General features: G+C 61.0%; 16 protein-coding genes and 7 pseudogenes. 12 read left to right on the forward strand and 11 right to left on the reverse strand.

What is annotated here, in order from left to right; translation table 11 throughout:
• Positions 1-32 precede the first annotated feature (32 nt).
• A pseudogene (locus JN403_RS06315) lies at positions 33-775 on the forward strand (TraX family protein).
• Positions 776-1,045: 270 nt separating this feature from the next.
• Positions 1,046-2,259: pseudogene (alaC, locus tag JN403_RS06320) on the forward strand (alanine transaminase).
• Positions 2,260-2,269: 10 nt separating this feature from the next.
• Here alaC and JN403_RS06325 read toward each other — a convergent pair.
• A complete protein-coding gene (locus JN403_RS06325; RefSeq protein ID WP_205486263.1) occupies positions 2,270-3,043 on the reverse strand; it encodes a hypothetical protein in 774 nt (257 codons plus the stop codon).
• Between the two features lie 304 nt (positions 3,044-3,347).
• Between JN403_RS06325 and glyA the strand changes: the two genes are divergently transcribed.
• The 9 genes and pseudogenes from glyA (at position 3,348) to JN403_RS06370 (ending at position 13,808) form a co-directional block, all read left to right on the forward strand.
• Complete coding sequence (glyA, locus tag JN403_RS06330) at positions 3,348-4,601, forward strand: serine hydroxymethyltransferase (protein WP_205486265.1); 1,254 nt, start codon at positions 3,348-3,350, stop codon at positions 4,599-4,601.
• Positions 4,602-4,616: 15 nt separating this feature from the next.
• On the forward strand, positions 4,617-5,867 hold the full coding sequence (locus JN403_RS06335; protein ID WP_122536482.1) for a sarcosine oxidase subunit beta family protein: 1,251 nt from the start codon (positions 4,617-4,619) through the stop codon (positions 5,865-5,867).
• 15 nt (positions 5,868-5,882) lie between these two features.
• Positions 5,883-6,197 carry a sarcosine oxidase subunit delta gene (locus JN403_RS06340; protein ID WP_065991271.1) on the forward strand — a complete coding sequence of 105 codons (315 nt, stop codon included), beginning with the start codon at positions 5,883-5,885 and terminating at the stop codon, positions 6,195-6,197.
• Positions 6,194-9,215 (forward strand): annotated as a pseudogene (locus tag JN403_RS06345) (sarcosine oxidase subunit alpha). The gene JN403_RS06340 and the pseudogene JN403_RS06345 overlap by 4 nt, the downstream one beginning before the upstream one ends.
• A 153-nt stretch (positions 9,216-9,368) precedes the next feature.
• Positions 9,369-10,000: pseudogene (soxG, locus tag JN403_RS06350) on the forward strand (sarcosine oxidase subunit gamma family protein).
• A gap of 156 nt (positions 10,001-10,156) precedes the next feature.
• Positions 10,157-11,014, forward strand: a complete 858-nt coding sequence (gene purU, locus JN403_RS06355) for a formyltetrahydrofolate deformylase (RefSeq protein WP_122536486.1) — start codon at positions 10,157-10,159, stop codon at positions 11,012-11,014.
• A 166-nt stretch (positions 11,015-11,180) separates the two neighbouring features.
• On the forward strand, positions 11,181-12,380 hold the full coding sequence (gene fdhA / locus JN403_RS06360) for a formaldehyde dehydrogenase, glutathione-independent (protein WP_122536487.1): 1,200 nt from the start codon (positions 11,181-11,183) through the stop codon (positions 12,378-12,380).
• Between the two features lie 186 nt (positions 12,381-12,566).
• Positions 12,567-13,151 (forward strand): DUF1190 domain-containing protein, encoded by a 585-nt coding sequence (locus tag JN403_RS06365; RefSeq protein ID WP_205486267.1) that lies wholly within the window; start codon positions 12,567-12,569, stop codon positions 13,149-13,151.
• 93 nt (positions 13,152-13,244) lie between these two features.
• A complete protein-coding gene (locus tag JN403_RS06370) occupies positions 13,245-13,808 on the forward strand; it encodes a DUF2780 domain-containing protein (protein WP_205486269.1) in 564 nt (187 codons plus the stop codon).
• A gap of 50 nt (positions 13,809-13,858) precedes the next feature.
• On the opposite strand, the pseudogene JN403_RS06375 reads toward JN403_RS06370, so the two are convergent.
• A pseudogene (locus JN403_RS06375) lies at positions 13,859-14,745 on the reverse strand (acyltransferase).
• A 221-nt stretch (positions 14,746-14,966) separates the two neighbouring features.
• Between JN403_RS06375 and JN403_RS06380 the strand changes: the two are divergent.
• On the forward strand, positions 14,967-15,467 hold the full coding sequence (locus tag JN403_RS06380; RefSeq protein ID WP_205486271.1) for an ATP-dependent zinc protease: 501 nt from the start codon (positions 14,967-14,969) through the stop codon (positions 15,465-15,467).
• A gap of 218 nt (positions 15,468-15,685) precedes the next feature.
• Here the strand turns inward: JN403_RS06380 and JN403_RS06385 are convergent, their stop codons facing one another.
• The 9 genes and pseudogenes from JN403_RS06385 to JN403_RS06425 form a co-directional block, all read right to left on the reverse strand.
• Complete coding sequence (locus JN403_RS06385) at positions 15,686-16,315, reverse strand: glutathione S-transferase family protein (protein ID WP_205487242.1); 630 nt, start codon at positions 16,313-16,315, stop codon at positions 15,686-15,688.
• A 177-nt stretch (positions 16,316-16,492) separates the two neighbouring features.
• Positions 16,493-17,733: pseudogene (locus JN403_RS25865) on the reverse strand (MFS transporter); the annotation flags it as partial.
• A 313-nt stretch (positions 17,734-18,046) separates the two neighbouring features.
• A complete protein-coding gene (locus JN403_RS06395; RefSeq protein WP_122536496.1) occupies positions 18,047-18,238 on the reverse strand; it encodes a hypothetical protein in 192 nt (63 codons plus the stop codon).
• Positions 18,235-19,374 carry a PepSY-associated TM helix domain-containing protein gene (locus tag JN403_RS06400; RefSeq protein WP_122624485.1) on the reverse strand — a complete coding sequence of 380 codons (1,140 nt, stop codon included), beginning with the start codon at positions 19,372-19,374 and terminating at the stop codon, positions 18,235-18,237. The genes JN403_RS06395 and JN403_RS06400 overlap by 4 nt, the downstream gene beginning before the upstream one ends.
• Before the next feature lie 81 nt (positions 19,375-19,455).
• Positions 19,456-21,891 (reverse strand): TonB-dependent siderophore receptor, encoded by a 2,436-nt coding sequence (locus tag JN403_RS06405; RefSeq protein ID WP_205486274.1) that lies wholly within the window; start codon positions 21,889-21,891, stop codon positions 19,456-19,458.
• 120 nt (positions 21,892-22,011) lie between these two features.
• Positions 22,012-23,004, reverse strand: a complete 993-nt coding sequence (locus JN403_RS06410) for a FecR family protein (protein WP_205486276.1) — start codon at positions 23,002-23,004, stop codon at positions 22,012-22,014.
• Positions 23,001-23,518, reverse strand: a pseudogene (locus tag JN403_RS06415) (RNA polymerase sigma factor). The gene JN403_RS06410 and the pseudogene JN403_RS06415 overlap by 4 nt, the downstream one beginning before the upstream one ends.
• A 171-nt stretch (positions 23,519-23,689) precedes the next feature.
• The gene (locus JN403_RS06420; protein WP_205486278.1) at positions 23,690-24,409 is read right to left on the reverse strand and encodes a 3'-5' exonuclease; all 720 of its coding nucleotides are present in this window, start codon (positions 24,407-24,409) and stop codon (positions 23,690-23,692) included.
• Positions 24,410-24,419: 10 nt separating this feature from the next.
• Positions 24,420-26,354, reverse strand: a complete 1,935-nt coding sequence (locus tag JN403_RS06425) for a putative nucleotidyltransferase substrate binding domain-containing protein (RefSeq protein ID WP_172609942.1) — start codon at positions 26,352-26,354, stop codon at positions 24,420-24,422.
• Between the last annotated feature and the right edge of the window lie 106 nt (positions 26,355-26,460).

The raw sequence follows: 26,460 nt of genomic DNA on the forward strand, positions 1-26,460 counted from the left end.
CGTCAGAAAATTCAGCCAGACAGCGAAGCAATATGACCGAGACGAAATCAATGACCGCACCCGCGCGTGATCGCGCGCTGGACCTGCTCAAGTGGCTGGCGATGCTGAGCATGGTGATGGATCACCTGCGCTACGTCGGCTGGCACGCCAATTGGCTGTACGTGCCGGGCCGTCTGGCTTTCCCTTGGTTTTGCCTGGCGATCGCGGTCAACGTCGTACGCACTGGCCGGCACGATGTGGATGCTTCGATCAAGTGGAAATACCTGACGTGGCTGGCGGTGTTTTCCGTGGTCGCCGAGCTGCCGTATCGGATTTACATGGCTGGTGAGGTCACCACGCTCAATGTGCTGCCTACGCTGGCGTTGGGTTTGCTGGTCGCGCAGGGCGGATTGAGTCGCTCGTGGCCGGTGAGGATCTTGGGTATCGCTGCCTTGGCGATGGGCGTTTTTTTGGGCCGCAGTTGATGTTCGGCATGTATGGGGCTTTGCTGCCGCTGGCGTATGTGCTCGTGCTGCGCACCTCTTTATGGCTGGCGATTGTGCCGGGGATCGTCTGTTTATTGAGCAACGAGTGGCCGAAGATTATCGACGGCATGCTGTGGGGCGACCCGATTTCCATCGGTGCGCTGGTGGCCTGTCTGCTGGCGCCGCTGCTGGGGTTGGCGATTCTGCGCTGGCGCCCGGCATTCGGTGTGTGGCCGATGCGGCGGTGGGCGTACCTGATTTATCCAGTGCATTTTTTGCTGCTGTTCGGGGTACGGCAGATCGTCGAATGACGGTGGTGTGGCGGACCTGTACTCAGCATGTGCGCCCTTGGTTTTGCGCCGTGACCTCCGACGCCTTCCCGGATGAAGCCGGTCCTGCTGTCGAAACTCGGTGTGTTAGCGGGACCGGTCTCAGCCGGGAAGAAGTCGGTGTGAGCACCCTCAATTTCTCGGTGTCGCTGTAGACAAACCTCCATCCCCGCCCGTATCTTCCGCGTCAGGCCACCGCAGTGGCCAGCGTCGCTCGGACGGTTCCGGGCGCTTACGTCTTCAGAGGTTTCCATGGCAGACCAAGGTTCGCCGCGCCGCTTCGCGCGCATCGATCGACTCCCCCTTACGTGTTCAACATCACCGCCGAGCTGAAAATGGCTGCGCGTCGTCGTGGTGAGGACATCATCGACCTGAGCATGGGCAACCCCGATGGGGCAACGCCGCCGCACATTGTCGAGAAACTGGTCACCGTCGCCCAACGTGAAGACACTCACGGCTACTCGACTTCGCGTGGCATCCCGCGTCTGCGTCGGGCGATTTCCAGTTGGTACAAGAAACGCTACGACGTCGACATCGACCCTGAAGATGAGGCCATCGTCACCATCGGCTCCAAGGAAGGCCTGGCGCACCTGATGCTCGCCACGCTGGATCAGGGCGACACTGTTTTGGTGCCGAACCCCAGTTACCCGATCCACATCTATGGCGCAGTGATCGCCGGCGCCCAGGTGCGCTCCGTGCCGCTGGTGCCGGGCGTGGACTTCTTCGCCGAACTGGAGAAAGCCATTCGCGGCTCGATCCCCAAGCCGAAGATGATGATTCTGGGTTTCCCGTCCAATCCGACCGCTCAATGCGTCGAGCTGGATTTCTTCGAGCGCGTCGTTGCCCTCGCCAAACAGTATGACGTGCTGGTGGTTCACGACCTGGCCTACGCCGACATCGTCTACGACGGCTGGAAAGCACCGTCGATCATGCAGGTGCCCGGCGCCAAGGACATTGCGGTGGAATTTTTCACCCTGTCCAAGAGTTACAACATGGCGGGCTGGCGGATCGGCTTCATGGTCGGCAACCCGGAACTGGTCAACGCCCTGGCGCGGATCAAGAGCTACCACGACTACGGCACGTTCACGCCGCTGCAAGTAGCGGCCATCGCGGCGCTGGAAGGTGACCAACAGTGCGTGCTCGACATCGCCGAGCAGTATCGTCAGCGCCGCAACGTACTGGTCAAAGGTCTGCATGAGCTGGGCTGGATGGTCGAGAACCCGAAAGCGTCGATGTACGTCTGGGCGAAGATTCCCGAGGCTTACGCGCACCTGGGGTCGCTGGAGTTCGCGAAGAAACTGCTGGCCGAAGCCAAAGTCTGCGTGTCGCCTGGCGTCGGTTTTGGTGAATACGGCGACGATCACGTGCGCTTTGCGCTTATCGAGAATCAGGACCGCATCCGTCAGGCCGTGCGGGGTATTCGCAGCATGTTCCGGGCGGATGGGTTGATTACGCAAAAAGCCTGAGTGTCGTCACTCACTTGCCGAGGTCATGGCGGGACCTCGGCATATCGGGCAGCGGCATATGCTTAAGGATCGGTGATGACGGTAATTCGGGATGAGTTGTTATGCCATATACGACCGACAGCTTATTGGAACTGTTCTCTACATAGTAATCACCGGGCGCGGCACATCGGATTGCTTCAGCTTCCGTAACAGTTTTTGAGTAGCTGCGCCCTTCAACGGTACGGATGTTCACTGACACTTGGCGGTCTTCGGACACTCTGAAAGTTCTGTCCATCACAATGTCTTCTTCAGAGGGACTCACGTAAAAAGTCGAGCCTTTTGGAAAATACAGCGCAAGGTCGGATTCGACGGACTGCGGTGCCGCGATGGGTGGGAGTTCCCATAAATAAATATCGGCGACTACTTCTGCGTCCGGATAGGAAATGATCTTGAGAATGACCGAATAGTACCCGCCGTCCTGATGAACGATGTCTTGGGGAGTCGCATAAAGCCTGGCATCGCCCACTGCAACTGTGGCCGAAAGAACTACATCCGAATCTTCGACGTAGACGGCAATCAGCGCCTCAAACTCGTTCAGTTCCCGAATAATCCTCAGCTTGACCGAGCCTTCTATATCTACCGTGTGAAACACGCCCTGAGTCAGAAAGAGCAGCGGCTCCGTAGCGGGTCCCTGCCGACTGACGTTTTTCCCCTCAGGGTTTTCCACAACTGGGGAGTTAGCGTATGCGACCTTGCGATTGTGCTCATGATCATTCCCTTGAGTGAGTGAGTGAGTGGCTGGCACTTAATCCGTTGGCTCAAAAGTAAGGCCGCTGTCGCTATTTGAATACTGTCAGTTTTGACAGTCCCGTGCCCATTGGTCTGAGGTGTTGTGGCGTGCCGAGGATTCGCGGGAGGCTCAGGGCCGACAGTCTGCTGCGCGCAGAGCCGCGCAAATCCCGCTCCCCGTTGTCCCATGTCGTAAACGCGCCTTTGTGTGGCGCGCGCAGGCATCTGGGCTGTCGGCGTCAGCCATACCATCGTGGCCAAAGGGCAGTTCACGGCCCTGTCGATCATTCAGGCGCCGCGCCGCCGCTGGGAGAACCGCGATGTTCAGCAAGCAAGACCAGATCCAGGGTTATGACGATGCACTGTTGGCGGCGATCAGTGCCGAAGAGCAGCGTCAGGAAGACCATATCGAGCTGATCGCCTCGGAGAACTACACCAGCAAGCGCGTGATGCAGGCCCAGGGCAGCGGCCTGACCAACAAATACGCCGAGGGTTACCCCGGCAAGCGTTACTACGGCGGTTGCGAGCATGTCGACAAGGTCGAGCAACTGGCGATCGATCGCGCCAAGCTGCTGTTTGGCGCCGACTACGCCAACGTCCAGCCGCATTCCGGTTCTTCGGCCAACAGCGCGGTTTACCTGGCGCTGCTGCAAGCGGGCGACACCTTGCTGGGCATGAGCCTGGCCCATGGCGGTCACCTGACCCACGGTGCCAAAGTGTCTTCATCGGGCAAGCTGTACAACGCCGTTCAATACGGCATTGACGTTGCCACTGGCCTGATCGATTACGACGAAGTCGAGCGACTGGCCGTCGAGCACAAACCGAAGATGATCGTTGCCGGTTTCTCGGCCTACTCCAAAACCCTGGATTTCCCGCGCTTTCGTGAGATCGCCGACAAAGTGGGCGCGCTGCTGTTCGTTGACATGGCCCATGTGGCCGGTCTGGTCGCCGCCGGTTTGTACCCGAACCCGCTGCCGTACGCCGATGTGGTCACCACCACCACCCATAAGACCCTGCGCGGTCCGCGTGGCGGGTTGATCCTGGCCAAGGCCAACGAAGAAATCGAGAAAAAGCTTAATTCCGCCGTGTTCCCGGGTGCCCAGGGCGGCCCGCTGATGCACGTGATTGCCGGCAAGGCCGTGTGCTTCAAAGAAGCCATGGAACCCGGTTTCAAAGCCTACCAACAGCAAGTGATCGACAACGCCCAGGCCATGGCGCAAGTGTTCATTGATCGTGGTTACGACGTAGTTTCCGGCGGGACGGACAACCACCTGTTCCTCGTCAGCCTGATCCGTCAGGGCCTGACCGGGAAAGACGCCGACGCGGCGCTCGGTCGAGCGCACATTACCGTCAACAAGAACGCCGTGCCGAATGATCCGCAATCGCCGTTCGTGACGTCGGGCCTGCGCATCGGCACACCCGCCGTGACCACGCGCGGTTTCAAAGTTACCCAGTGCATCACGCTGGCAGGCTGGATCTGCGACATCCTCGACAACCTCGGCGACGCCGATGTCGAGGCCAATGTTGCCGACCAGGTCGCCGCGCTGTGCGCCGATTTCCCGGTTTACCGCTGAGTCAGGAGTCGCACCATGCAGCATTACTCGGGCTTCGGCCTCTTCAAACACTCCCTCAGCCACCACGAAAACTGGCAGCGCATGTGGCGCACGCCCACCCCGAAAAAGGTCTACGACGTCGTGATTGTCGGCGGCGGCGGGCACGGTCTGGCGACGGCGTACTACCTGGCCAAAGAGCACGGCATCACCAATGTGGCCGTGGTCGAAAAAGGCTGGTTGGGCGGCGGCAATACCGCGCGTAATACCACCATCGTGCGCTCCAACTATCTATGGGACGAGTCCGCGCACTTATACGAACACGCGATGAAACTGTGGGAAGGCCTGTCTCAGGACATCAACTACAACGTCATGTTTTCCCAGCGGGGCGTTTACAACCTGTGCCACACCCTGCAGGACATGCGTGATTCCGAGCGCCGCGTCAGCGCCAACCGACTCAACGGCGTCGACGGCGAGTTGCTTAACGGCAAGCAAGTGGCCGACGAGATTCCGTACCTCGATTGCTCGAAGAACACCCGTTACCCAATCATCGGCGCCACCGTGCAACGTCGCGGCGGTGTGGCGCGTCATGACGCCGTGGCCTGGGGCTATGCCCGCGCCGCCGATGCGTTGGGCGTGGACTTGATTCAGCAGACCGAAGTGACCGGTTTCCGCAAGGAAAACGGGGTGTGCATCGGCGTCGAAACCAACAAGGGCTTCATCGGCGCCAAGCGCGTCGGTGTGGTGACTGCCGGCAACTCCGGCCACATGGCCAAGCTCGCCGGTTTCCGTCTGCCGGTTGAATCCCATCCGCTGCAAGCGCTGGTGTCTGAGCCGATCAAGCCGATTATCGACAGCGTGATCATGTCCAACGCCGTACACGGCTACATCAGCCAGTCCGACAAGGGCGACCTGGTGATCGGGGCCGGGATCGACAGCTGGATCGGCTATGGCCAGCGCGGCTCGTACCCGGTGATCGAACACACCATTCAGGCCATCGTCGAGATGTTCCCGGTGCTGTCGCGGGTACGCATGAACCGCCAGTGGGGCGGCATCGTCGACACCACGCCGGACGCCTGCCCGATCATTTCCAAGACGCCGGTGCCGAACATGTTCTTCAACTGCGGTTGGGGTACCGGTGGCTTCAAGGCCACGCCCGGCTCGGGCAACGTGTTTGCCGCCAGTCTGGCGAAAGGCGAAATGCACCCGCTGGCCAAGCCCTTCTCAATCGACCGGTTCCACAACGGCGCATTGATCGATGAACACGGCGCTGCAGCCGTAGCCCACTAACAGAGGACTTTTCCCATGTTGCATATCTTCTGTCCTCACTGTGGCGAACTGCGCTCCGAAGAGGAATTCCACGTCTCCGGTCAGGCCCACATCCCGCGTCCACTCGACCCGGCTGCCTGCACCGACGAAGAGTGGGGCGACTACATGTTCTTCCGCGACAACCCGCGCGGTCTGCATCACGAGTTGTGGATTCACGCGGCGGGCTGCCGTCAGTACTTCAACACCACCCGTGACACCGTGACCTACGAGATTCTCGAAACCTATCCGATCGGCACGCAGCCGCAGTTCGTCAATCCAGCGCCCGCGATCAGAAAGGGAGAACAGGTATGAGCCAGTCCAATCGCCTGCCCAATGGCGGCCGCATTGATCGCAGCAAGGTCCTGAATTTCAACTTCAACGGCCAGACCTATCAAGGCTTTGCAGGCGACACCCTGGCCGCAGCCTTGCTCGCCAACGGCGTCGACATCATTGGCCGCAGCTTCAAGTATTCCCGCCCTCGCGGCATCTTTGCGGCAGGTTCCGAAGAGCCGAATGCCGTGCTGCAGATCGGTGCCACCGAAGCCACGCAGATTCCCAACGTGCGCGCCACGCAACAGGCGCTTTATTCGGGCCTCGTCGCGACCAGCACCAACGGCTGGCCGAGCGTGAACACCGACATGATGGGCATTCTCGGCAAGGTCGGTGGCAAACTGATGCCGCCGGGCTTCTACTACAAAACCTTCATGTACCCGCAATCGTTCTGGATGACCTACGAGAAGTACATCCGCAAGGCAGCGGGCCTCGGGCGTTCGCCGACCGAGCTGGATCCGGATACCTACGACAACATGAACCAGCACTGCGACGTGCTGATCGTCGGCGCCGGCCCGTCAGGTCTGGCTGCTGCACTGGCGTCGGCTCGCAGCGGGGCTCGCGTGATCATCGCTGACGAGCAGGAAGAATTCGGCGGCAGCCTGCTGGACAGCCGCGAAAGTCTGGACGGCAAGCCAGCGGTGGAATGGGTGGCGACGGTGGTGGCCGAACTCAAAAGCCTGCCCAACGTCACCTTGCTGCCGCGCGCCACGGTGAACGGTTACCACGACCACAATTTCCTGACCATTCATGAACGCCTGACCGATCACCTCGGCGACCGTGCACCGATTGGTCAGGTGCGGCAGCGCATGCACCGCGTTCGCGCCAAGCGCGTGGTGCTGGCGAGCGGTACCCACGAGCGCCCGCTGGTTTACGGCAACAACGATGTGCCGGGCAACATGCTGGCCGGCGCGGTCTCCACTTACGTGCGCCGTTATGGCGTGGCGCCGGGCAAGAAACTGGTGCTGTCGACCAACAACGATTACGCCTACCGCGTAGCGCTGGACTGGCTCGACGCTGGCCTGCACGTGGTGGCCGTCGCCGATGCGCGTCACAACCCGCGCGGCGCACTGGTGGAAGAAGCCCGCGCCAAAGGCATTCGCATCCTGACCGGCAGCGCCGTCACCGAAGCCCGTGGCACCAAGCGCGTGACCGCAGCCCGCGTTTGCGCCATCGACGTCAGAGCCCACAAGGTCACCAGTCCTGGCGAATGGCTGGAGTGCGATCTGGTCGCCAGCTCCGGTGGTTACAGCCCGATCGTTCACCTGGCTTCGCACCTCGGCGGCAAGCCGGTCTGGCGCGAAGACATCCTCGGTTTCGTGCCGGGCGAAGCGCCGCAGAAACGCGTCTGCGTCGGCGGTGTGAACGGCGTCTACGCCCTCGGCGACTCACTGGCCGATGGCTTTGAAGGCGGTGTGCGCGCCGCCAGTGAAGCCGGTTTCAAACCGGTCGAAGGCGTACTGCCCAAAGCGTTGAGCCGCGTAGAAGAACCGACACTCGCGCTGTTTCAAGTCCCGCACGAAAAAGGCACTGCGCGGGCGCCGAAGCAATTCGTCGACCTGCAGAACGACGTCACCGCGGCGGCCATTGAGTTGGCGACTCGCGAGGGTTTCGAGTCCGTCGAGCACGTCAAACGCTACACCGCGCTGGGTTTCGGTACCGACCAGGGCAAGCTCGGCAACGTCAATGGGCTGGCGATTGCCGCCCGCTCGCTGAACGTATCGATCCCGGAAATGGGTACCACCATGTTCCGCCCGAACTACACGCCGGTGACCTTTGGCGCCATTGCCGGGCGTCACTGTGGTCACGTGTTCGAGCCGGTGCGCTTCACCGCGCTGCACGCCTGGCACGTGAAGAACGGCGCTGAATTCGAAGACGTCGGTCAGTGGAAACGTCCATGGTATTTCCCCAAAGCCGGTGAAGACATCCATGCCGCCGTGCGCCGCGAGTGCAAGGCCGTGCGCGACAGCGTGGGTCTGCTGGACGCATCGACGCTGGGCAAGATCGACATTCAAGGCCCGGATGCGCGGGAGTTTCTGAACCGAATCTACACCAACGCTTGGACCAAGCTCGATGTGGGCAAAGCGCGTTACGGCCTGATGTGCAAGGAAGACGGCATGGTCTTCGACGACGGCGTGACCGCCTGCATCGCCGACAACCACTTCATCATGACCACCACGACCGGCGGCGCTGCCCGCGTGCTGCAGTGGCTGGAAATTTATCAACAGACCGAATGGCCGGACCTGAAGGTGTACTTCACCTCCGTCACCGACCACTACGCGACCCTGACGCTGTCGGGCCCGAACAGCCGCAAGCTGCTCAGCGAAGTGACCGATATCGATCTGGGCCGTGAAGCGTTCCCCTTCATGACCTGGAAAGAAGGGGCTGGTGGGCGGTGTGCCGGCGCGGGTGTTCCGGATTTCGTTTACCGGCGAGCTTTCCTACGAAGTGAACATCCAGGCCGACTACGCCATGGGCGTTCTGGAAAAAATCGCCGAAGCCGGCAAACAGTACAACCTGACCCCGTATGGCACTGAAACCATGCACGTCCTGCGGGCGGAGAAGGGCTTCATCATTGTCGGCCAGGACACTGACGGCTCGATGACCCCGGACGATTTGAACATGGGCTGGTGTGTCGGCCGCACCAAGCCGTTCTCGTGGATCGGCCAGCGCGGCATGAACCGTGAGGACTGCGTGCGGGAAGATCGCAAGCAGCTTGTAGGCCTGAAGCCGGTTGACCCGAATAAATGGCTGCCGGAAGGCGCGCAACTGGTGTTCGATCCGAAGCAGTCGATCCCGATGAAGATGGTGGGCCACGTGACCTCGAGTTACGCCGCGAACTCGCTGGGCTATTCGTTCGCGATGGGTGTGGTCAAGGGCGGGCTAAAGCGCATGGGCGAGCGGGTGTTTGCGCCCTTGGCGGATGGGTCGGTGATCGAGGCGGAGATTGTGTCCTCGGTGTTCTTCGATCCGAAGGGTGATCAGCAGAACGTGGAGTAAGTCTCGGCTTGCCCACATCCCTGTGGGAGTGAGCTTGCTCGCGATGGCGTGAGATCAGGCATACATCTGGTGACTGATACACCGCGATCGCGAGCAAGCTCACTCCTACGGGAACGTGTTCACTGAAACAACAGAATTCAACACAGGTGCTCTATGACCACAGCCAACGTTTACCAACAGCGGCCAGCGACCGACGCCAAAGCCGAGTCGCCGCTGTTTCACGCTGACCTTCAGAGCCTGATCGGCAAAGGCCGCAGCAATCCGGGCGTCGTGCTGCGGGAGAAAAACTGCTTGGCCACCTGACCATCCGTGGCAATGGCCACGATCCGGCGTTCGCGGCGGGCGTGCACAAGGCGCTGGGCATGGAATTGCCGGGCGCGCTGGCGCTGATCTCAAGCGGCGATAGCTCGATCCAGTGGCTCGGCCCGGATGAGTGGTTGCTGATCGTGCCGACCGGTGAAGAGTTCGCCGTCGAGCAGAAGCTGCGCGAGGCGCTAGCCGGTTTGCACATCGCCATCGTCAACGTCAGCGGCGGGCAATCGCTGCTGGAGCTGACCGGCCCGAAGGTCCGCGAAGTGCTGATGAAGTCCACCAGCTACGACGTGCACCCGAGCAACTTCCCGGTGGGCAAGGCCATCGGCACGGTGTTCGCCAAATCGCAGTTGGTGATCCGCCGTACCGGCGAAGACACCTGGGAACTGGTGATCCGCCGCAGCTTCGCCGATTACTGGTGGATGTGGTTGCAGGACGCGAGTGCGGAGTATGGTTTGAGCATTGCTGCTTGATTTGATCGTTCCCACGCTCCGCGTGGTAACGCCTGCCGCGACGCTCCGCACCACTCGCCGATGGACGCGGAGCGTCCTGAATTGCGTTCCCACGCAGAGCGTGGGAACGATCAGCCACGATCCGAACGCCGAATTTTGTGATCAAAAGGACTAACCATGAGCCGCGCCCCCGATACCTGGATTCTGACTGCCGACTGCCCCAGCGTGCTGGGCACGGTGGACGCGGTGACGCGTTACCTCTTCGAGCAGGGCTGCTACGTCACCGAGCACCACTCGTTCGATGACCGGCTGTCCAGCCGCTTCTTCATTCGCGTCGAGTTTCGCCAGCCGGAGGGGTTTGACGAGTCGTCCTTCCGTGCAGGCCTCGCCGAGCGTGGCGAATCGTTTGGCATGATCTTCGAGCTCACCGCGCCGAATTACCGCCCTAAAGTGGTGATCATGGTGTCCAAGGCCGACCACTGCCTCAACGATCTGCTCTACCGTCAGCGCATCAATCAGCTGTCGATGGACGTGGTCGCCGTGGTTTCCAATCACCCGGACCTCGAACCGTTGGCGCGCTGGCACGACATTCCCTACTACCACTTCCCCCTCGACCCCAACGACAAACCGGCCCAGGAAGCCAGGGTGATGAAGGTGATCGAAGACACCGGCGCCGAACTGGTGGTGCTTGCCCGCTACATGCAAGTGCTGTCGCCGGAGCTGTGCCGCAAGCTGGATGGCAAGGCGATCAACATTCATCACTCGCTGCTGCCGGGCTTCAAGGGCGCCAAGCCGTATCATCAGGCCTACAACAAGGGCGTGAAACTGGTCGGCGCGACGGCCCATTACATCAACAACGACCTCGACGAAGGGCCGATCATCGCCCAGGGCGTCGAAGTGGTCGACCACAGTCACTACCCCGAAGACCTCATCGCCAAGGGCCGCGACATCGAAGGCCTGACCCTGGCGCGCGCGGTGGGATACCACATCGAGCGACGCGTGTTTCTCAATGCCAACAGAACCGTGGTGCTGTAGGGGGTAGTTACAAGCTTCAAGCTTCAAGCCGCAAGAGGAAAAGCGGCGTACTCGCAACACGTTTCGGGCCCATGAAGTGGCAGCAGCGCTTTTGCTTGCTGCTTGAAGCTTGCGGCTTGAAGCTCACTGACTCACCCAATCAATAACAAATAGAGAGGTGACATGTATGTCTGGTAATCGTGGTGTGGTGTATCTCGGCGCAGGCAAGGTCGAAGTACAGAAAATCGACTATCCCAAGATGCAGGACCCGCGCGGCAAGAAGATCGAGCACGGGGTGATCTTGCGCGTGGTTTCCACCAACATTTGTGGCTCCGATCAACACATGGTGCGTGGGCGAACGACAGCCCAGGTCGGCCTTGTACTGGGGCACGAAATCACCGGTGAAGTGATCGAGAAGGGCAGCGATGTCGAGAACCTCAAAATCGGCGATCTGGTGTCCGTGCCGTTCAACGTTGCCTGCGGCCGTTGCCGCTCCTGCAAAGAGCAACACACCGGCGTCTGCCTGACCGTCAACCCGGCCCGAGCCGGCGGTGCCTACGGCTACGTCGACATGGGCGACTGGACCGGCGGCCAGGCCGAATATGTGCTTGTGCCGTACGCCGACTTCAACCTGCTCAAACTCCCTGATCGTGACAAGGCGATGTCGAAGATCCGCGACCTGACCTGCCTCTCTGACATCCTGCCCACCGGCTACCACGGCGCAGTGACTGCCGGCGTTGGCCCGGGCAGCTCGGTGTACATCGCTGGCGCCGGTCCCGTGGGGCTCGCCGCCGCCGCTTCAGCACGCTTGCTCGGCGCAGCGGTCGTGATTGTCGGTGACGTCAATCCGGTGCGTCTGGCCCACGCCAAAGCCCAGGGTTTCGAGATCGCCGACCTGTCCAAAGACACCCCGCTGCACGAGCAGATCGCCGATCTGCTGGGTGAGCCTGAAGTGGATTGTGCCGTTGATGCGGTGGGCTTCGAAGCACGCGGCCACGGCCACTCCGGCGCCAAGGCCGAGGCACCGGCCACCGTACTCAACTCGCTGATGGGCGTGGTGCGCGTCGCCGGCAAGATCGGCATTCCTGGCTTGTACGTGACGGAAGACCCGGGCGCCGTGGACGCTGCCGCCAAGGTCGGCGCGCTGAGCATTCGTTTCGGCCTGGGCTGGGCAAAATCCCACAGCTTCCACACCGGCCAGACACCGGTCATGAAGTACAACCGTCAACTGATGCAGGCGATCATGTGGGACCGCATCAACATCGCCGATGTGGTGGGCGTGGAAGTCATCAGCCTCGACGACGCCCCGCGCGGTTACGGCGAGTTTGACGCTGGCGTGCCGAAGAAATTCGTCATCGATCCACACAAACTGTTCAGCGCCGCATGATTCTCTGAGCTTTACAAAAGGCGACCTTCGGGTCGCTTTTTTTATACCTGACGTAGGCTTCTGGCCCGGCATTTGTAGGGCGTTTCTGAAAATACTTGAGGCGCGTTTGAATTCCGTTCCCGCTGGTTTCAGCTGTCTTTTCTCCGTGCTATTTGTCCGGCCCGTTTTTCAGCTGGCGAGTCATGCATGTTTGTCTGGTGGGTCAGAACCTCGATTTATTTCCTCGTCACAATGCCGCTCTTTGTCCTGCCAGCCACGCTGGCCAGCGCTCACCTGGAGCCCTTTCCGCCAGGCTGGGCCTCGTCGGAGTTGTTCTTTGAAAACCCCAACGACTGCATCTGGGCCGGAATCGCGCCGCCAGTCTGTAAGGCCGGATATCGCGCCGCTTACCGCCAACATCTGCGAGTGGCGCCGACCTACCGTGAGCTGGCGGACTGCGAGGCTGACTTCACGCCGGGTGAGTGTTTCGCTGCCGACGTCTCCCGGCTCTGGTCGCCCTGGTTGTCCGGTTTCGCGATCATCACGCAGGTTCAGCTGACATCCATGGGAGCCAGCCCCGACCCTCAGGTACGCCTCTTCAGTGAGCCGCTTTATCGAGGCGCCGATCATCAGGGTGGCACGCGCTTGATCAGCCTGCGCGAGAAGCTCCGCAACGGTGAGCATTTCGATAAGGCGTTCATTCGTCATCGGCTCCTGGAGGCGGGCTCGACGGCTGCGGATCAACGGCTGGCGCGGACCTTCGAGCCGCAGCGGCTGTTTTACGTCCGCTAACCCTGACGGCCTGCGTGGAACTTCCCTTCGAGGGGCGGTCCAACGCGTGTTTACCCGGCTACGGCCGGTCCCCCGGCAAACGAGGTTGTTGCGATGAAAGTTTCACTGAAAAACGTACGCGGTGCTGCGCTGGCGAGCCTGATGGCGCTGGCCGCCACGCCGGTCTTCGCCTTCAATCTGAATGACGCCGCCAACGCGGTTGCCAATGCTACCGGCGGCCAGCAAAAGGCAACGGCCGCGCCTGAGGCCGCCGGGCTGCTGAACACGCTGGGCACGCAATTGAAGGTCACGCCGGAGCAAGCGGTGGGCGGCACCGGGGCCTTGTTGGGGCTGGCCAAGAACAAACTCGCTGGCAACGACTATTCGCAACTGAGCAAATCAGTGCCCGGCCTGGATCAATTGGCCGGCAACTCGGCCCTGGGCAGCCTGAGTGGTCTGGGCGGACTGTTGGGTAATTCCGGGAGCAGCAACTCTGCCTTGGACAGCGCGCTGGGCAATGTGCAGAGCATGGGCGACGTGAACAAGGCGTTCAGCGCCCTGGGCATGAACAGCAGCATGGTCAGCCAGTTCGTGCCGGTGATCCTGCAATACCTCGGTCAGCAAGGCGCTGGTGGTTCAGCGTTGCAGGCGTTGAGTGGCGTCTGGGGCGCCAAGTAATTGAGTTGCCGCGCCCCTGCAAAAGGGGCGCTTGTTGCTGAGAAGGGGTGCTAGGAAATCAGGCCGCGCAACTCGGCAATCCGCGCATCCTTTTCTTCCCACAGCCCGTTGACCCACTTTTGCACGTACACGCGAAACACCGGGTCATTCTCGTAATCGCCCTGCCACAGCGCAGGGTCGAGTTCGCGGGTCTTGATGTCGACGATCACCCGCGGCACCCGTCCTGATATCAAGTCCCAGAACCCGGGAATTCGTGCACTCGGATAGACCACCGTCACATCGAGCACCGCGTCCAGCTGCTCACCCATCGCCGCCAGCACGAATGCGACGCCGCCTGCCTTGGGCTTGAGCAGATGGCGGTACGGCGAAGCCTGTTGGGCTTTTTGGCCTGCGTGAAGCGTGTGCCTTCCAGATAATTCACGATCGTCACCGGCTGACGTTTGAAGAGCTCGCACGCTTCCCGGGTGATCTCCAGATCCTTGCCCTTGAGCTCGGGATGCCTGGCGAGAAACGCTTTGGTGTAGCGCTTCATGAACGGGTAGTCGAGCGCCCACCATGCCAAGCCTAGAAACGGCACCCAGATCAGTTCTTTCTTGAGGAAGAATTTGAAGAACGGCGTACGTCGATTCAGCGCCTGCACCAACGCCGGAATATCCACCCAGGACTGATGGTTGCCGATGACCAAGTAAGAGGTATCGCCACGCAGGCCTTCATCGCCGCGGATTTCCCACTGGGTTGGCAGGCAAATTTTGAAGATCAGCTTGTTGATTTCACACCAGGTCTCGGCGATCCACATCACTGCTGCCGAGCAGTTGTCGCGCATCTCGCTCTGGAACACCAACTTGAGCAGCGCAAAGACCATCAGCGGGCCGATCAACACCAGTGTGTTGAGCAGAAGCAGCAGCGTAACGGCAATTCCGGTAAGCAGGTGACGCATAAGGCACTCGCGGTCGACAGGGTGGCGCGCAATGATAAGCAGGCCGGGCGGTTGGCGCAAAATCCCTGGCGATACCGACGAATGTTTCACGCCGCTTTCAGTACGCTCGGCATTGCCTGCACCGCGACTGCCCGGTGCTCCAGTCCCGGCGCGAACCATCGGCAAAGTGACGGTCTAAACCGGGCACACGCTCCGCCCATTCATCACGAGGAATCAAATCCGTGAAATCCCTTCTGGCGCTTCTGTCTTTGCTGGCGTTGCCTGTCATGGCTGCCGAGCCGACGTTGTACGGCCGTTACGAATACATCCAGGTCTCGGAGATCGGCGAGACGTTCAAAGCCAAGATGGACACCGGCGCGTTGACCGCATCGCTGTCGGCCAAGGACATCGAACTGTTCAAGCGCGATGGCGATGACTGGGTGCGTTTCCGTCTGGCGACCAAAGATGCCGACAGCAAAGTGTATGAGCACAAGGTTTCGCGCATCAGCCGGATCAAGGGCCGTTCCGAAGGCGACGATGACGAAGAGCCGGCGGATCCCACCAAGCGCCCGGTTGTCGATCTTGAGCTGTGCCTGGGCAACGTGAAACGCACCGTGGAGGTCAACCTCGTCGACCGCAGCCACTTCAACTACCCGTTGCTAATCGGCGCCAAGGCCCTGCGCGAATTCGGCGCGGCGGTTAACCCGGCGCGTCGTTATACGGCGGACAAGCCTGAGTGCTGATGGGAGGTCTCTCGTCGTCCAGGCGACGCGCTGTCTTGCAGCAAACACACCCCCTATGGGCGTGAGCTTGCTCACGAAACGGCGATTCAGGCGCCAAAGAAAGCAGCGGCTGTCGCCCCTTTCGCGAGGAAGCTCGCTCCCTCAGGATCAAGGCGGACTCGAGATTTCGGCCGCGCGGCTGGGCTTATGGGCGTGACCGGGGTGGCGCGCCACATGGCTCACGCAGGCGGCTGAGTCTTCAGCATCGACGGCCGCTGACTGACTTCGCCATACCAGTTTGCCAATCGCGGGTAGCTGCTGCGCCAGCCCAGATTCGGCTGGCGGAAATCCAGATAGCCCACCGCACAGGCCACGCTGATCGATGCGACGTCGAAATGCGTACTCAATTCAGTGACGGCTTCGGCCTCGAAATAGGCCAGGGTGCGTGCGATCTTTTCTTGTTGGGCGTCGAGCCATTCCGACCAATGTTTCTCCTCTGGCCGCAGGAAGGTCTCGTAGCGGATGAGCAATGCAGCGTCCAACAGGGCATCCGCCAACGACGCGAGCGTCAATCGCCGCCAGCGCGCCGAGCCTTCCTTGGGGATAAGGGGGTTGCCGACATGTTGTTGGTCCAGGCAGTCGAGAATCACCCGGCTGTCATGGATCACGTTACCGTCGGCCAGGCACAGCGCCGGAATTTTCCCGCACGGATTGTCGCGACAGACTTCCGCGTCGGGGCTGACGGGGGTGAGCGCAACCGCCTTGAGACTCACCCGGCTTGCCTGTCCGGTTTCATGAAGCAAGATCAGCACTTTGCGCGCGAATGGCGAAGCGGCGTTGTAATACAGCGTCATGCTGGGCGCAGACATGGGCATTCCTCTGATCGGGCTGAGCCTGCAGACTAGTGAGGGCCGGGACGCTGCGCAATATCCTGAGTCAATGCCGGGCCGATTTGCGAAGGCCCGTACATAAATGTCAGACCGTCGGGACCCCTCTACCGAATCAGTCGATGCGCTGCCGGACTGCGCCGAAGGTGTGCCGGTCAACAGCGGCTTGGCAACAAACCAGATGATCGTGGCGGCGATGAGATCGAAAGCGGCCAGCGCCACGAACAGTGGGCTGTAGCCTACTTTGGTCACCATGATCCCGAGCACCAGCGTGAACAGTGCCGCGCCGAGAAACCCGAACATGCCACCCAGACCAGTTGCCGTGCCCACTTCGTTCTTGCCGAAGGAGTCCGACGTGATGGCGTACAAGGCGCCCGACAGCGTCTGGTGCGCAAAACCGCCCGCGCACAGCAGCGCGATGGCGACATAGGGGCTGTCCACCAGACCGATGCAGCCAGGTCCGATCATGCACAGCGAGCCCAATACCATCACCATCTTGCGCGACGTCAGCAGCGACACGTTGAAGTGCTTGTAGAAAAACGGACTCAAGTAACCGCCCAACACGCAGCCGATGTCGGCGGCGAGAAACGGCAGCCAGGCAAACATCGCGATTTCCTTGATGTTCATGTGGCGCTCGGTCATCAGGTACAGCGGAATCCAGGCGTTGAAGGTCTGCCATGCCGGCTCCGACAGCATGCGGGCCGAGGCGATTGCGTAGAAATTGCGGGTGCCGACGATCTTCTTCCAGCTGGCGTGCTTAGTGGGCGCGTCCTTCAGGTGGGACTCCTGACCCGCAAGAATGTAATCGCGCTCCTCATCGCCCAGCAGACGCTGATTGCGCGGATGCTTGTAGAAGAACAGCCAGCCAGCACTCCACAGCAGGCCCAGCCCGCCGACGATGATGAACGCGATCTGCCAGCCGCTATGCAGAATCGCCCAGACCACGAGGGAGGGGCCAGCAACGCACCGATCGACGAACCGATGTTGAACCAGCCGATGGCGACCGAGCGTTCTTTGGCCGGAAACCACTCAGTGGTCGCCTTGATCGCTGCAGGAAACCCCGCCGCTTCAGTGATGCCCAGCAAGCTGCGCAGGAACGCCAGACTCTGCCAACCGGTGGCCATGGCCGCCGATGCGCACGCCACCGACCAGGCGATGGCAAAAACCGCGAAGCCGATTTTGGTCCCGATGGCATCGATCACGTAGCCGGCCACTGGCTGCATGAAGGCATAGCCCATCTGCCACGCGATGACGACGTGCGAGTACTGTTCGGTGGAAATGTTCAGCTCGCTCATCATGGTGGGAGCGGCGACGGAGAGGGTGTTGCGTGCGAGATAGTTGACGATCAGGCCGCCGGTTATCAGCGCGACCATCCACCAACGGATGCCTTTGATTTTCATCGAGTCCACTCAGGGTATTGTTTTTATTTAGCGGCGATCGTTATACGTCGTCGTATGACTCGATTTAGTCAAAGGCACGTTTTGTTGTCAATTGAAATACTGCTGAGCGCTGATTATATTTCCGAATGTAACGGGCATGTCACGGCTCGGGTTCGTCAGCGACCGGGCCTGAGCTAAATTGGGGCGTTTGGGTGGGGTGGACTTGACTCGGCGCATGAACAACCAGAGTACGGCTATTCATGTGTCATATGACGACATCAAACATCGGCGGGGGAGATCCCGCCGATGTTGTGCAGTAGAGGAATAGCTGTGATTAAACCCGCTTGCGCGCCATCAGCCCCTTGCAACTAAGCCAGGCCGGGATCGCCATGCCGATCCACGACAGCACGTCCCACGCGCCGTCGCCCAGCAGCGCCGCAAACAGACCAATCGCTGTCAGCAGTGCAATCCAGCCCGGTTTGGCGAATGTCTTCCAGAATGCAGAGTGTTTTTTGTGTCGGGTCATGCGACTTCCGCCTCTACGGCCACTGCCTTCGCGACGGCGACAGCGGCGCGGCGGCGGACCCACCACAGGTACAAGCCACTGCCGAGGACGAGGATCGTCAGCACATCGAGCGCGGCCCAGAGGATTTTCATCGGCATGCCGCCGTAGTCACCGAAGTGCAGCGGTTGCGACAACAGAAGTGCGTCCATGTACCACGGGCGTCCCAGCGTAGCGGTCACGTGCAGATCCTGAGCGTCGATCAGGACAGGGGTCAGCAGGTGGGAGGTCAGGTGCGTGTCGCCTTTCATGAACACCGCGTAATGATGCTCGCTGGAAAAGCGCGATCCGGGAAAGGCTATGAAGCTCGGCTCGGCGCCGGGGACGGTGGCCTTCGATATCTCGATCAGCCGGGTGGCTGGTCCGCGCTCGGCCAGAGGCGGGGCGTCTTTGTATGGCGCGATCATGGTCATCAGCGCGTCGGTACGCCATTGCGCGATCACCAGGTCGGCGCAGGCATTAAGCACGCCGGTCAGGCCGACGACAATGGCCCAGGTCAGGGTGACGACGCCGATCAGGTTGTGTAGATCAAGCCAGCGCACCCGCGTGGATTTATTCGGCCGTACCGTGGCGAAATCCAGACGGCGCATGAAGGGGGCGTACAGCACGACGCCGGAAACGATCGCCATGACAAACAGCAGGCCCATGAACGCCAGCAACAGTTTGCCCGGCAGCCCCGCGTACATGTCCACATGCAGGCGCAGCATGATCATCATGAAACCGCCATTGGCATTTGGTGTTTCCATCGCTTCGCCGGTGCGCGCGTCGATCATGAAACTGTGGGATTCGTTCGGGTCGCCGCCGGCAGTTTTGCCCATGATGGCGTAGACGCCGTTGGGGTCATCGTCGTCCCAGCCGAAGTACTGCATCACGTCGCCGGGGCGGTGGGCTTCGGCTGAGCGGACGAGTTGTTCGAGGTCGAGATGCGGAGTGCCGGCGGGCATTTCCTTGAATTCCGGCGCATCGCCCGTCAGGTGAGCGATCTCGTGACTGAAGATCAGGGGTAAGCCGGTGATTGCCAGCATCAGCAGGAATGCCGTGCAGATCAGGCTGGTCCACGTGTGGATGAAAGACCAGCGGCGGATGGTTTGGCTTTTCATGTGGAAATCCGGAGTAGGCGAAAGCAACAAAGGCCGCTGTATGGGAGCGGCCCTTGTTTCAGGTAATGAGAGTTTAAACGATTACCATTTGTAGTCTACGCTCGCGAGCACTGTACGGCGGTCGCCGTAATAGCAGTAGAAGCCGTCGCAGGTGGAAATGTATTCCTTGTCGAAGACGTTGTTGGCGTTGACCGACATGCTCACGCCCTTGAACGACGGGTTCATGCGGCCGAGGTCGTAATGCACGGCGGCGTCGTAGACGGTGTAGGCATTGCTGTGGCCGTAGTTGGAGTCGGCGACAAAACCGTAACTTCCTATTGCAATGTTGTCGGTCTCGCCTATGTATCGCGCGCCAAAGCCCAGGCCAAACCCGTCGAGCACACCGTTGTGCCAGGTGTAATCACCCCAGATCGCCGCCTGATTTTCAGGCGTGAGTGGCAGCGGACGATTCTTGTCCAGCGGGTCGGTGACTTTGGTCATCTTGCTGTTGGCGTAGGTGTAGGACGCCGTCACTTTCAGGTTCTCAGTGACATCTCCCACCGCTTCCAGCTCGAAGCCACGCACTTTTGCTTCGCCCAGAGGACGCTGCACGCCAAGGGTATCGCTGAGCACGATGTCGCGACGGGTCAGGTCGTACGCGGCCGCAGTGAAGATGATGTTGCTGCCCGGCGGCTGGTATTTGAGGCCCACTTCGTACTGCTTGCCCGTCCCTGGCTGAAACGCTACGCCATTGGCGCCGCCTTGCTCGGCCTGGAATGACTCGGCGTATGAAATGTACGGCGTGAAGCCGGAATCGAAGACGTAGCTGAGGGCGGCGTTGCCGGTGAACGCGCTGTCGGTGCGGTCATCGGATTGATCGGTGTTGTAGAACTTCGATTCGGTCTTGAGCAGATCCTGGCGGCCGCCCAGGGTCAGACGCCAGTTATCCAGGGCCAGTTGGTCTTGAATGTAGACGCCGACGTCCTGGGTTTTCTGGTTGTAATCCTGAAATGCGCTGTAGGCGACGCTGCTGAAGTCCTGCCCGTAAATCGGGTTGGCGATGTTGCTGGTCGGTGCGGCGCCGTACTGCCATTTGTAGTTGTGATTCAGACGCTGATAGTCGAGCCCCAGCAGCACAGTGTGTTTGAGAGCGCCCGTGTCGAAGTCGGCTTGCAGGTTGTTGTCCAGCGCGAACTGGGAGATGTCTTCGTTCACGACGTTGGCGCCGCGTTGGACGGTGCCATCCCCGCTGACCGAACCGAAGAAGCCACCGGCCGTTATCCCCTGAAAGGACAGGTCGCTCTTGGTGTAGCGAACGTTCTGCTTGAACTGCCAGACGTCGTTCAGGCGATGCTCGAAGGCATAGCCCAGCGCGTAATAGGTTTTGTCGTAGAACTCCCAGTCCGGATCGCCGAGGTTTTCGTGGTACTTCACGCGGCCCACGGCCGACGGGTATTTGGTGCCCTGGATCGGCAAAAACTGGCTGGTGATACCGGTATCGTCACGATTGAACTGGCTGAGGAAAGTCAGCTTGGTGTCCGGGTCGATGTTCCAGGTCAGGCTCGGCGCGATGTTGTAACGCTTGTCATCGATGTGATCCACCGAGGTGCCGCTGTCACGCACGACGCCGCTGACGCGGTACTCGAAATTGTCGGCGTCGTCGATCTTGCCGGTGCTGTCGAAGCTGATCTGCTTGCGATTGTAAGTGCCGACCTGAACCTGCACTTCGTGGCTGGCTTCGGCTTCGGGGCGACGACTGACCATGTCGAGCATGCCGCCCGGCGGGGTCTGACCGTAAACCGAAGACGCCGGCCCACGCAGGAGGGCGATGCGCTCCAGGTCCCAGGTTTCCATCTTCGGCATCACGTAGGCGCCTTTGGGCAGCGGCAAGCCGTCGAGGAGTTGGGTGGGTTCGAAACCGCGGACCTTCAGCCATTCGGCCCGGCTGTCGCTGCCGTAACTGCTGGCGACCACGCCCGGCATGTAGCGAACGGCGTCGTCGATGTTCTGTACTGCGCGATCCTGCATCTGCTGCCGGGTCGCGACCGAGATCGAGCGCGGTGCTTCAACCAGCGCGGTGTCTGTCTTGGTGCCTGCTGCGGTGCGACTCGCGGCATAGCCCTGCGCCGGGCCCCACGCGCTTTCGAAACTTTCCTGACTGCCTTGAATGCTGGTGGCCGGCAATGCCATCGCACCTTCGGGCGCAGCCACGAGGGTGAAGGTGCCCGCCGTGGTCAGGTTCAATTGCAAGCCGGTGCCACGCAGCGCCTGCCCCATCGCGCCTGATGCGTCGAATTGACCCTGAACCGGCGCCGACGTGCGGCCCGCTGCCAGTGCCGGATCCAGCGACAGCGCCAGGCCCGCCTGACTGGCAATCTGCGTCAGCGTCGTCGACAACGGCGCGGCCGGCAGATTGTAGGCGCGCACGCTGGACGCCTGTGAGGCGGCCATCAGCGGCGCACTGAGCATCGGTGCGGCAATGGCGACGGCGATAGCCAGGAGACTCGGTCGCAGAAGGGTTTGAAGCGTGCGGGACATGAACGGCACCTCGAAGGAAATGGTTCTCAATGCCTATGTGCCGAACGAGATCTGAAAAGTGATAGGGCCGGGAGAAAATAAGTCGCACACGCTCGCGGGCCTTTATTTAGAGGGCAGTATTTACAGCTCAGTCGTCGGCTTTTTCTCGCTGCGGACCACCGTCACCCACCACGGCGTACGCGCTTCGATCTGCACGGGTAGCGTGGGCGTCAATGCCTTGAGCGCCAGATCCGTGTTGGTCAGTGGAAAGCTGCCGGTGATGCGAAGGTCCGCAACGTCTTTCTCTACGCCGAGATGGCCCTGGCGATAACGGGCAAGCTCCGCGACCACGTCCCCCAAACGGGCGTTATCGACCACCAGCATGCCGCGCATCCAGGCGCCGGTACCGGGTGCGAGGGCCAGCATGGGACCGAGGCTGTTGCGATGAATCAACATCTGCTGGCCTTCGTGCAGCACCAGTTCGTGGGTGGAAGCCTGCGGATGAGCGGCGACGGCTGATTGCAGCACGCTCAACAGCGTGCCATCAGCCTGCCGTTTGACGAGAAACTGCGTGCCCAGGGCGCGCATCTGCCCTTCCGGGGTTTCGACGATGAACGGACGCGCGTCGCTGTGGCTCCCGGTCTCCACGAAGATTTCGCCTTCCTGAAGCACGATCCGTCGCTGTGTGTCATCGAACCGCACGTCCAGCGCGGTGTGGGTGTTGAGCCGGATAAGGGTGTTATCCGACAGGCGAATGGTGCGTTGCTCACCGGTGGCGGTGCGCAGATCCGCCAGCCAGTAATCCACCGGCAGCAGGCGATCCCCCAAAAACACCGTCAAGCCCAGCGCCAGCGCGAAGCCTGCAACCCCGCGGCCCAGCTTGCGCAACCGCACACCGATGCCATCACGGGACCGCAGAAGCGCCGAACGTGCCGGGCCGGTGGTGCCGGCGAAACGTTGATCGACCATGCCCAGCTGCATCCAGGCGCGGGCATGCTCGTCGCTGGCGGCGTACCACTTGGCGAACTCTTCGCGCTCGACCTCACTGCCTCGACCGCAATCCAGGCACAGCTGCCAGGCAATGGCGGCGTCCAGCACGGGGGATGAAACAGGTCGGGTGGAAATACGGCTCATGTTGGCTCGCCATACAGCGCGATGTAGCACTGGCGCAAACCCTGCGCCAGATACTGACGCACGCGGGGTACGGAAACGCCGAGCTTTGTGGCGATCTCCGCGTGGGGCATCCCGTCCAGGCGGTTGTACAAAAGGCGGCGCGCGCTTTGCTGGAGAGCTTGCCCAGCAGGCGATCAATGGCTTTGAGGTCATCAAGAATCAGTTGCTGCTCTTCCAGCGAAGGTTGTTCGCCCTCGGGGATCAGCATCAGCTCGTCCAGATACGCCTGTTCCAGCGCGGCCCGGCGGAAGTGGTCGAACAACAAGCCTTTCGCGATCGAGACCAGAAAGGCCCGGGGCTCGCGGGGTTCTAGCAATTGCTCGCGGCCCAGCAGGCGAATGAACGTGTCCTGGCTCAGGTCTTCGGCGCGATGGGGGCAGGCCACGTTGCGTCGGAGCCAACCCAGCAGCCAGCCGCGGTGGTCGCGATAGAGCGTTCCGACGAGCTGCTGCTGGGGACTTTGAAGTGACGACACGAACGCACCGAGGAGAACAAAGTGGCTAACGAGAATTGTTCGCGATTGTGTCAGAGCCGCCCAATACTGGCAATTGGTCCTTGTAGGAACAAGCCGAACGGTTGATGTACGAATCGACCATTCGGTTTGTAAGGCGAGACGGGATGCGGAGGCTGGCGCAGAGGATGGATGCTAAAACGAGTGCGACTGCTGCTGCCGTCGCCATTTCGCCACACCTTGCTCAAGCTGTGCGGGGGTTTCTATCCCTTGTCGCCTGGCGTGGCTGAACAGGATCATCGCGAGCTCGGCGGTCACCAGGGCATCGGCGCTGGCGTGATGACGATCTTCGGCGTGAAGCCCGAAGAATCGCGTCCAGTCGTCCAGGCCTGCCTGACGCAAATTCGCGTTCGGGCAAATGAAGGGCGCGATGTGAGCGACATCGATGAAGGGGTGCAGCAGGCGATAGCTCAGGCTTTCTTTTAATGCACGCCCCAGCATGTGTTCGTCGAACGCCGCGTGAAACGCCAGCAGCGGGCTGTCACCCACGAACGCCATGAAATCCAGCAGTGCTTCGACTGGCTCGCTGCCTGCGGCAATTGCCGTGGGCCCTAGGCCGTGAAGCAACACGCTGGGGCTGAGTTTGTGATCGGTGCGCATCAGCGTGCGCTCGAACTGCTGCCCCAGATCGATCGCGCCGTCTTCGATGACAACCGCGCCGATCGACAGAACTTCGTCCCGCTGCAGATTCAGCCCGCTGGTTTCAAGATCGACCACGACCCAGCGTTGCTGGCGCAATGTCTTCCGATCCAATGCGGTCGGGCCGGGCAGGGCGCGCAGGCGTCGTAGCTGTTCAGGCGTGAGTTCAGGGGCGACGGCGCGTCTGTGTGGCTTGAGCCAGCGGAACAAATTCATGATCAGTCGCTTACAGTTGGTAGCGCACGGTGAGGCTGGTCTGCAGCCGCTGCGCCTGGCGGAACGACTCACGCAGAATGCGTCGGTCCAGATGATTGAGCACATCCGGGTCGATGCGGTTGGAGTACGGCAGATTTTGCCGGTTTTGCTGCTGATGTTGCTGCATGCGGGTTTGCTGGATGAAGTGGTAGGCCTCTTCATACGCCGCACCGTCCAGCGGGTCGATAACCTCTTTGGCGACCAGTTGGCGCAGCCTTTCCAGCGTATTGCTGGCCTCGACGCCGTTGGCCAGCGCCAGCAACCGCGCGCCGTCGACAAATGGCGTCAGGCCTTGGGTTTTCAGATCCAGCGTGTCTTTTTCGCTGCCTTTGCGGGCGACCACGAAATCCTTGAAACGGCCCACCGGCGGGCGTTGACGCAGGGCGTTGTCGGCCATCATGCGCTGGAACAACGCGTTGTCTGCCACCTGGGCAAGAATGCTCTGACGCAATTGATCGCCGCCGCTTTCATCGCCCCAGACCACGCGCAGATCGAAATAGATGGAAGACGACAGCAGGTTCTCCGGCGTGGCTTCGCGAATGAAAGAGCCGAATCGCCGCGCCCATTCGATACGCGACAGGCACAGCTGCGGATTGCTCGCCATGATCCCGCCCTTGCACAGGGCAAATCCGCACACCGCCAGGCTTTGATTGATCCGCTCGGCGATGGGCAGCAGCCGGCCGCGTATTTCGGCGGCCTCGGCGGCATCCCCGGCCTCGAACAGAATGCCGTTGTCCTGATCGGTGTACAGCGTCTGCTCGCGCCGGCCCTCGCTGCCGAAACACAGCCAGCTGAACGCGATGCCGGGATCGCCTTTTTCTTCAAGCGTGAGCTCGATGACGCGGCAGACCATGTGGTCGTTGAGCAGCGTGATGATCTGGGTGATCTGCGTGGACGAGGCGCCGTGGGCGAGCATTCGGTCCACCAGCTGGACGATGTCGCCGCGCAGGTTGGCAAGCGAGTCGATGCGCGGCGCGCTGCGGATGGTGCGCGCAAGATGCACCAGATCCACGCGCTGCAGCGAGAACAGGTCGCGCTCGGACACCACGCCACACAGGCGCTGATCCTTGACCAGGCACACGTGGGCGATATGCCGCTGAGTCATGGCAATGGCTGCGTCAAACGCGCTGGCGTCCGGGCTCAGATAAAACGGCGCCTGAATCATGCTGCGCTCAATGGGTTGGCCGAAGTCGGCGTTGACGTCCGCAACGACCTGACGCAGATCGCGCAGCGTGAAGATGCCCAGCGGTGCCTTGGCCTCATCCACGATCACAATGCTGCCGACCTGTTGCTCGTCCATCTGCCGCACGGCCTCGCGCAGCGGCGTATCGGGGGAGCACGTCACCGGATGACGCATCGCCAGTTCACCCAGCCGCGTGTTCAGCGAATATTGGGTGCCGAGTGTTTCCACCGCCTTCTGCTTTACTTGCTGATTCACCTGATCGAGCAGGCTGCTGACACCGCGCAGAGCGAAGTCGCGGAATTCATTGGAGAGCGCGAACAACTTGATGAAGGCTTGCTTGTTCAGCTGCAGGCAGAAGGTGTCTTCGGCCGCCAGATGTTCGGTCCGCGTGGCGCGTTCGCCGAGCAGCGCGGCAAGGGGAAAGCACTCGCCCGTGGTGATTTCGAACGTGGTCTCGGTGCCGCCTTTTGCCGAGTGAGGACGCTCGCCCACCACGCGGCCTTGTTTGACGATGTAAAAATGTTCTACTGGCCCATCGCTAGGCTTGATGATGCTCTCGTCTGTAGCGTAGAAACGCAGGTGACACTGCTCGACAAGGTAGGCCAGATGGGCGTTTTCCATCTGGTTGAACGGCGGGAATTTTTGCAGAAACTGCATCGTGCCGTGGATGTTCTGCAGAACGGCTGTTTTGCCTGCCTGGGTAAAAGCGTCCGCTTTGCTCATGACCGATACCGCTTGTTTTTATTGACCCCATGGTCGACCGCTTATCGGGCAGTGCCCATTGGACGTAAGTCTTAGGTGACTGCAAAGGCGTTGAATCGCATCGAAC

The sequence above is a fragment of the Pseudomonas sp. 15A4 genome (assembly GCF_016925575.1).
Taxonomy (GTDB): domain Bacteria; phylum Pseudomonadota; class Gammaproteobacteria; order Pseudomonadales; family Pseudomonadaceae; genus Aquipseudomonas.

Coding starts and splice junctions, on each gene's coding strand:
- glyA (WP_205486265.1), top strand. CDS start 3,348: ATGTTCAGCAAGCAAGACCAGATCCAGGGTTATGACGATGCACTGTTG.
- JN403_RS06335 (WP_122536482.1), top strand. CDS start 4,617: ATGCAGCATTACTCGGGCTTCGGCCTCTTCAAACACTCCCTCAGCCAC.
- JN403_RS06340 (WP_065991271.1), top strand. CDS start 5,883: ATGTTGCATATCTTCTGTCCTCACTGTGGCGAACTGCGCTCCGAAGAG.
- purU (WP_122536486.1), top strand. CDS start 10,157: ATGAGCCGCGCCCCCGATACCTGGATTCTGACTGCCGACTGCCCCAGC.
- fdhA (WP_122536487.1), top strand. CDS start 11,181: ATGTCTGGTAATCGTGGTGTGGTGTATCTCGGCGCAGGCAAGGTCGAA.
- JN403_RS06365 (WP_205486267.1), top strand. CDS start 12,567: ATGTTTGTCTGGTGGGTCAGAACCTCGATTTATTTCCTCGTCACAATG.
- JN403_RS06370 (WP_205486269.1), top strand. CDS start 13,245: ATGAAAGTTTCACTGAAAAACGTACGCGGTGCTGCGCTGGCGAGCCTG.
- JN403_RS06385 (WP_205487242.1), bottom strand. CDS start 16,315: ATGTCTGCGCCCAGCATGACGCTGTATTACAACGCCGCTTCGCCATTC.
- JN403_RS06395 (WP_122536496.1), bottom strand. CDS start 18,238: ATGACCCGACACAAAAAACACTCTGCATTCTGGAAGACATTCGCCAAA.
- JN403_RS06400 (WP_122624485.1), bottom strand. CDS start 19,374: ATGAAAAGCCAAACCATCCGCCGCTGGTCTTTCATCCACACGTGGACC.
- JN403_RS06405 (WP_205486274.1), bottom strand. CDS start 21,891: ATGTCCCGCACGCTTCAAACCCTTCTGCGACCGAGTCTCCTGGCTATC.
- JN403_RS06410 (WP_205486276.1), bottom strand. CDS start 23,004: ATGAGCCGTATTTCCACCCGACCTGTTTCATCCCCCGTGCTGGACGCC.
- JN403_RS06420 (WP_205486278.1), bottom strand. CDS start 24,409: ATGAATTTGTTCCGCTGGCTCAAGCCACACAGACGCGCCGTCGCCCCT.
- JN403_RS06425 (WP_172609942.1), bottom strand. CDS start 26,354: ATGAGCAAAGCGGACGCTTTTACCCAGGCAGGCAAAACAGCCGTTCTG.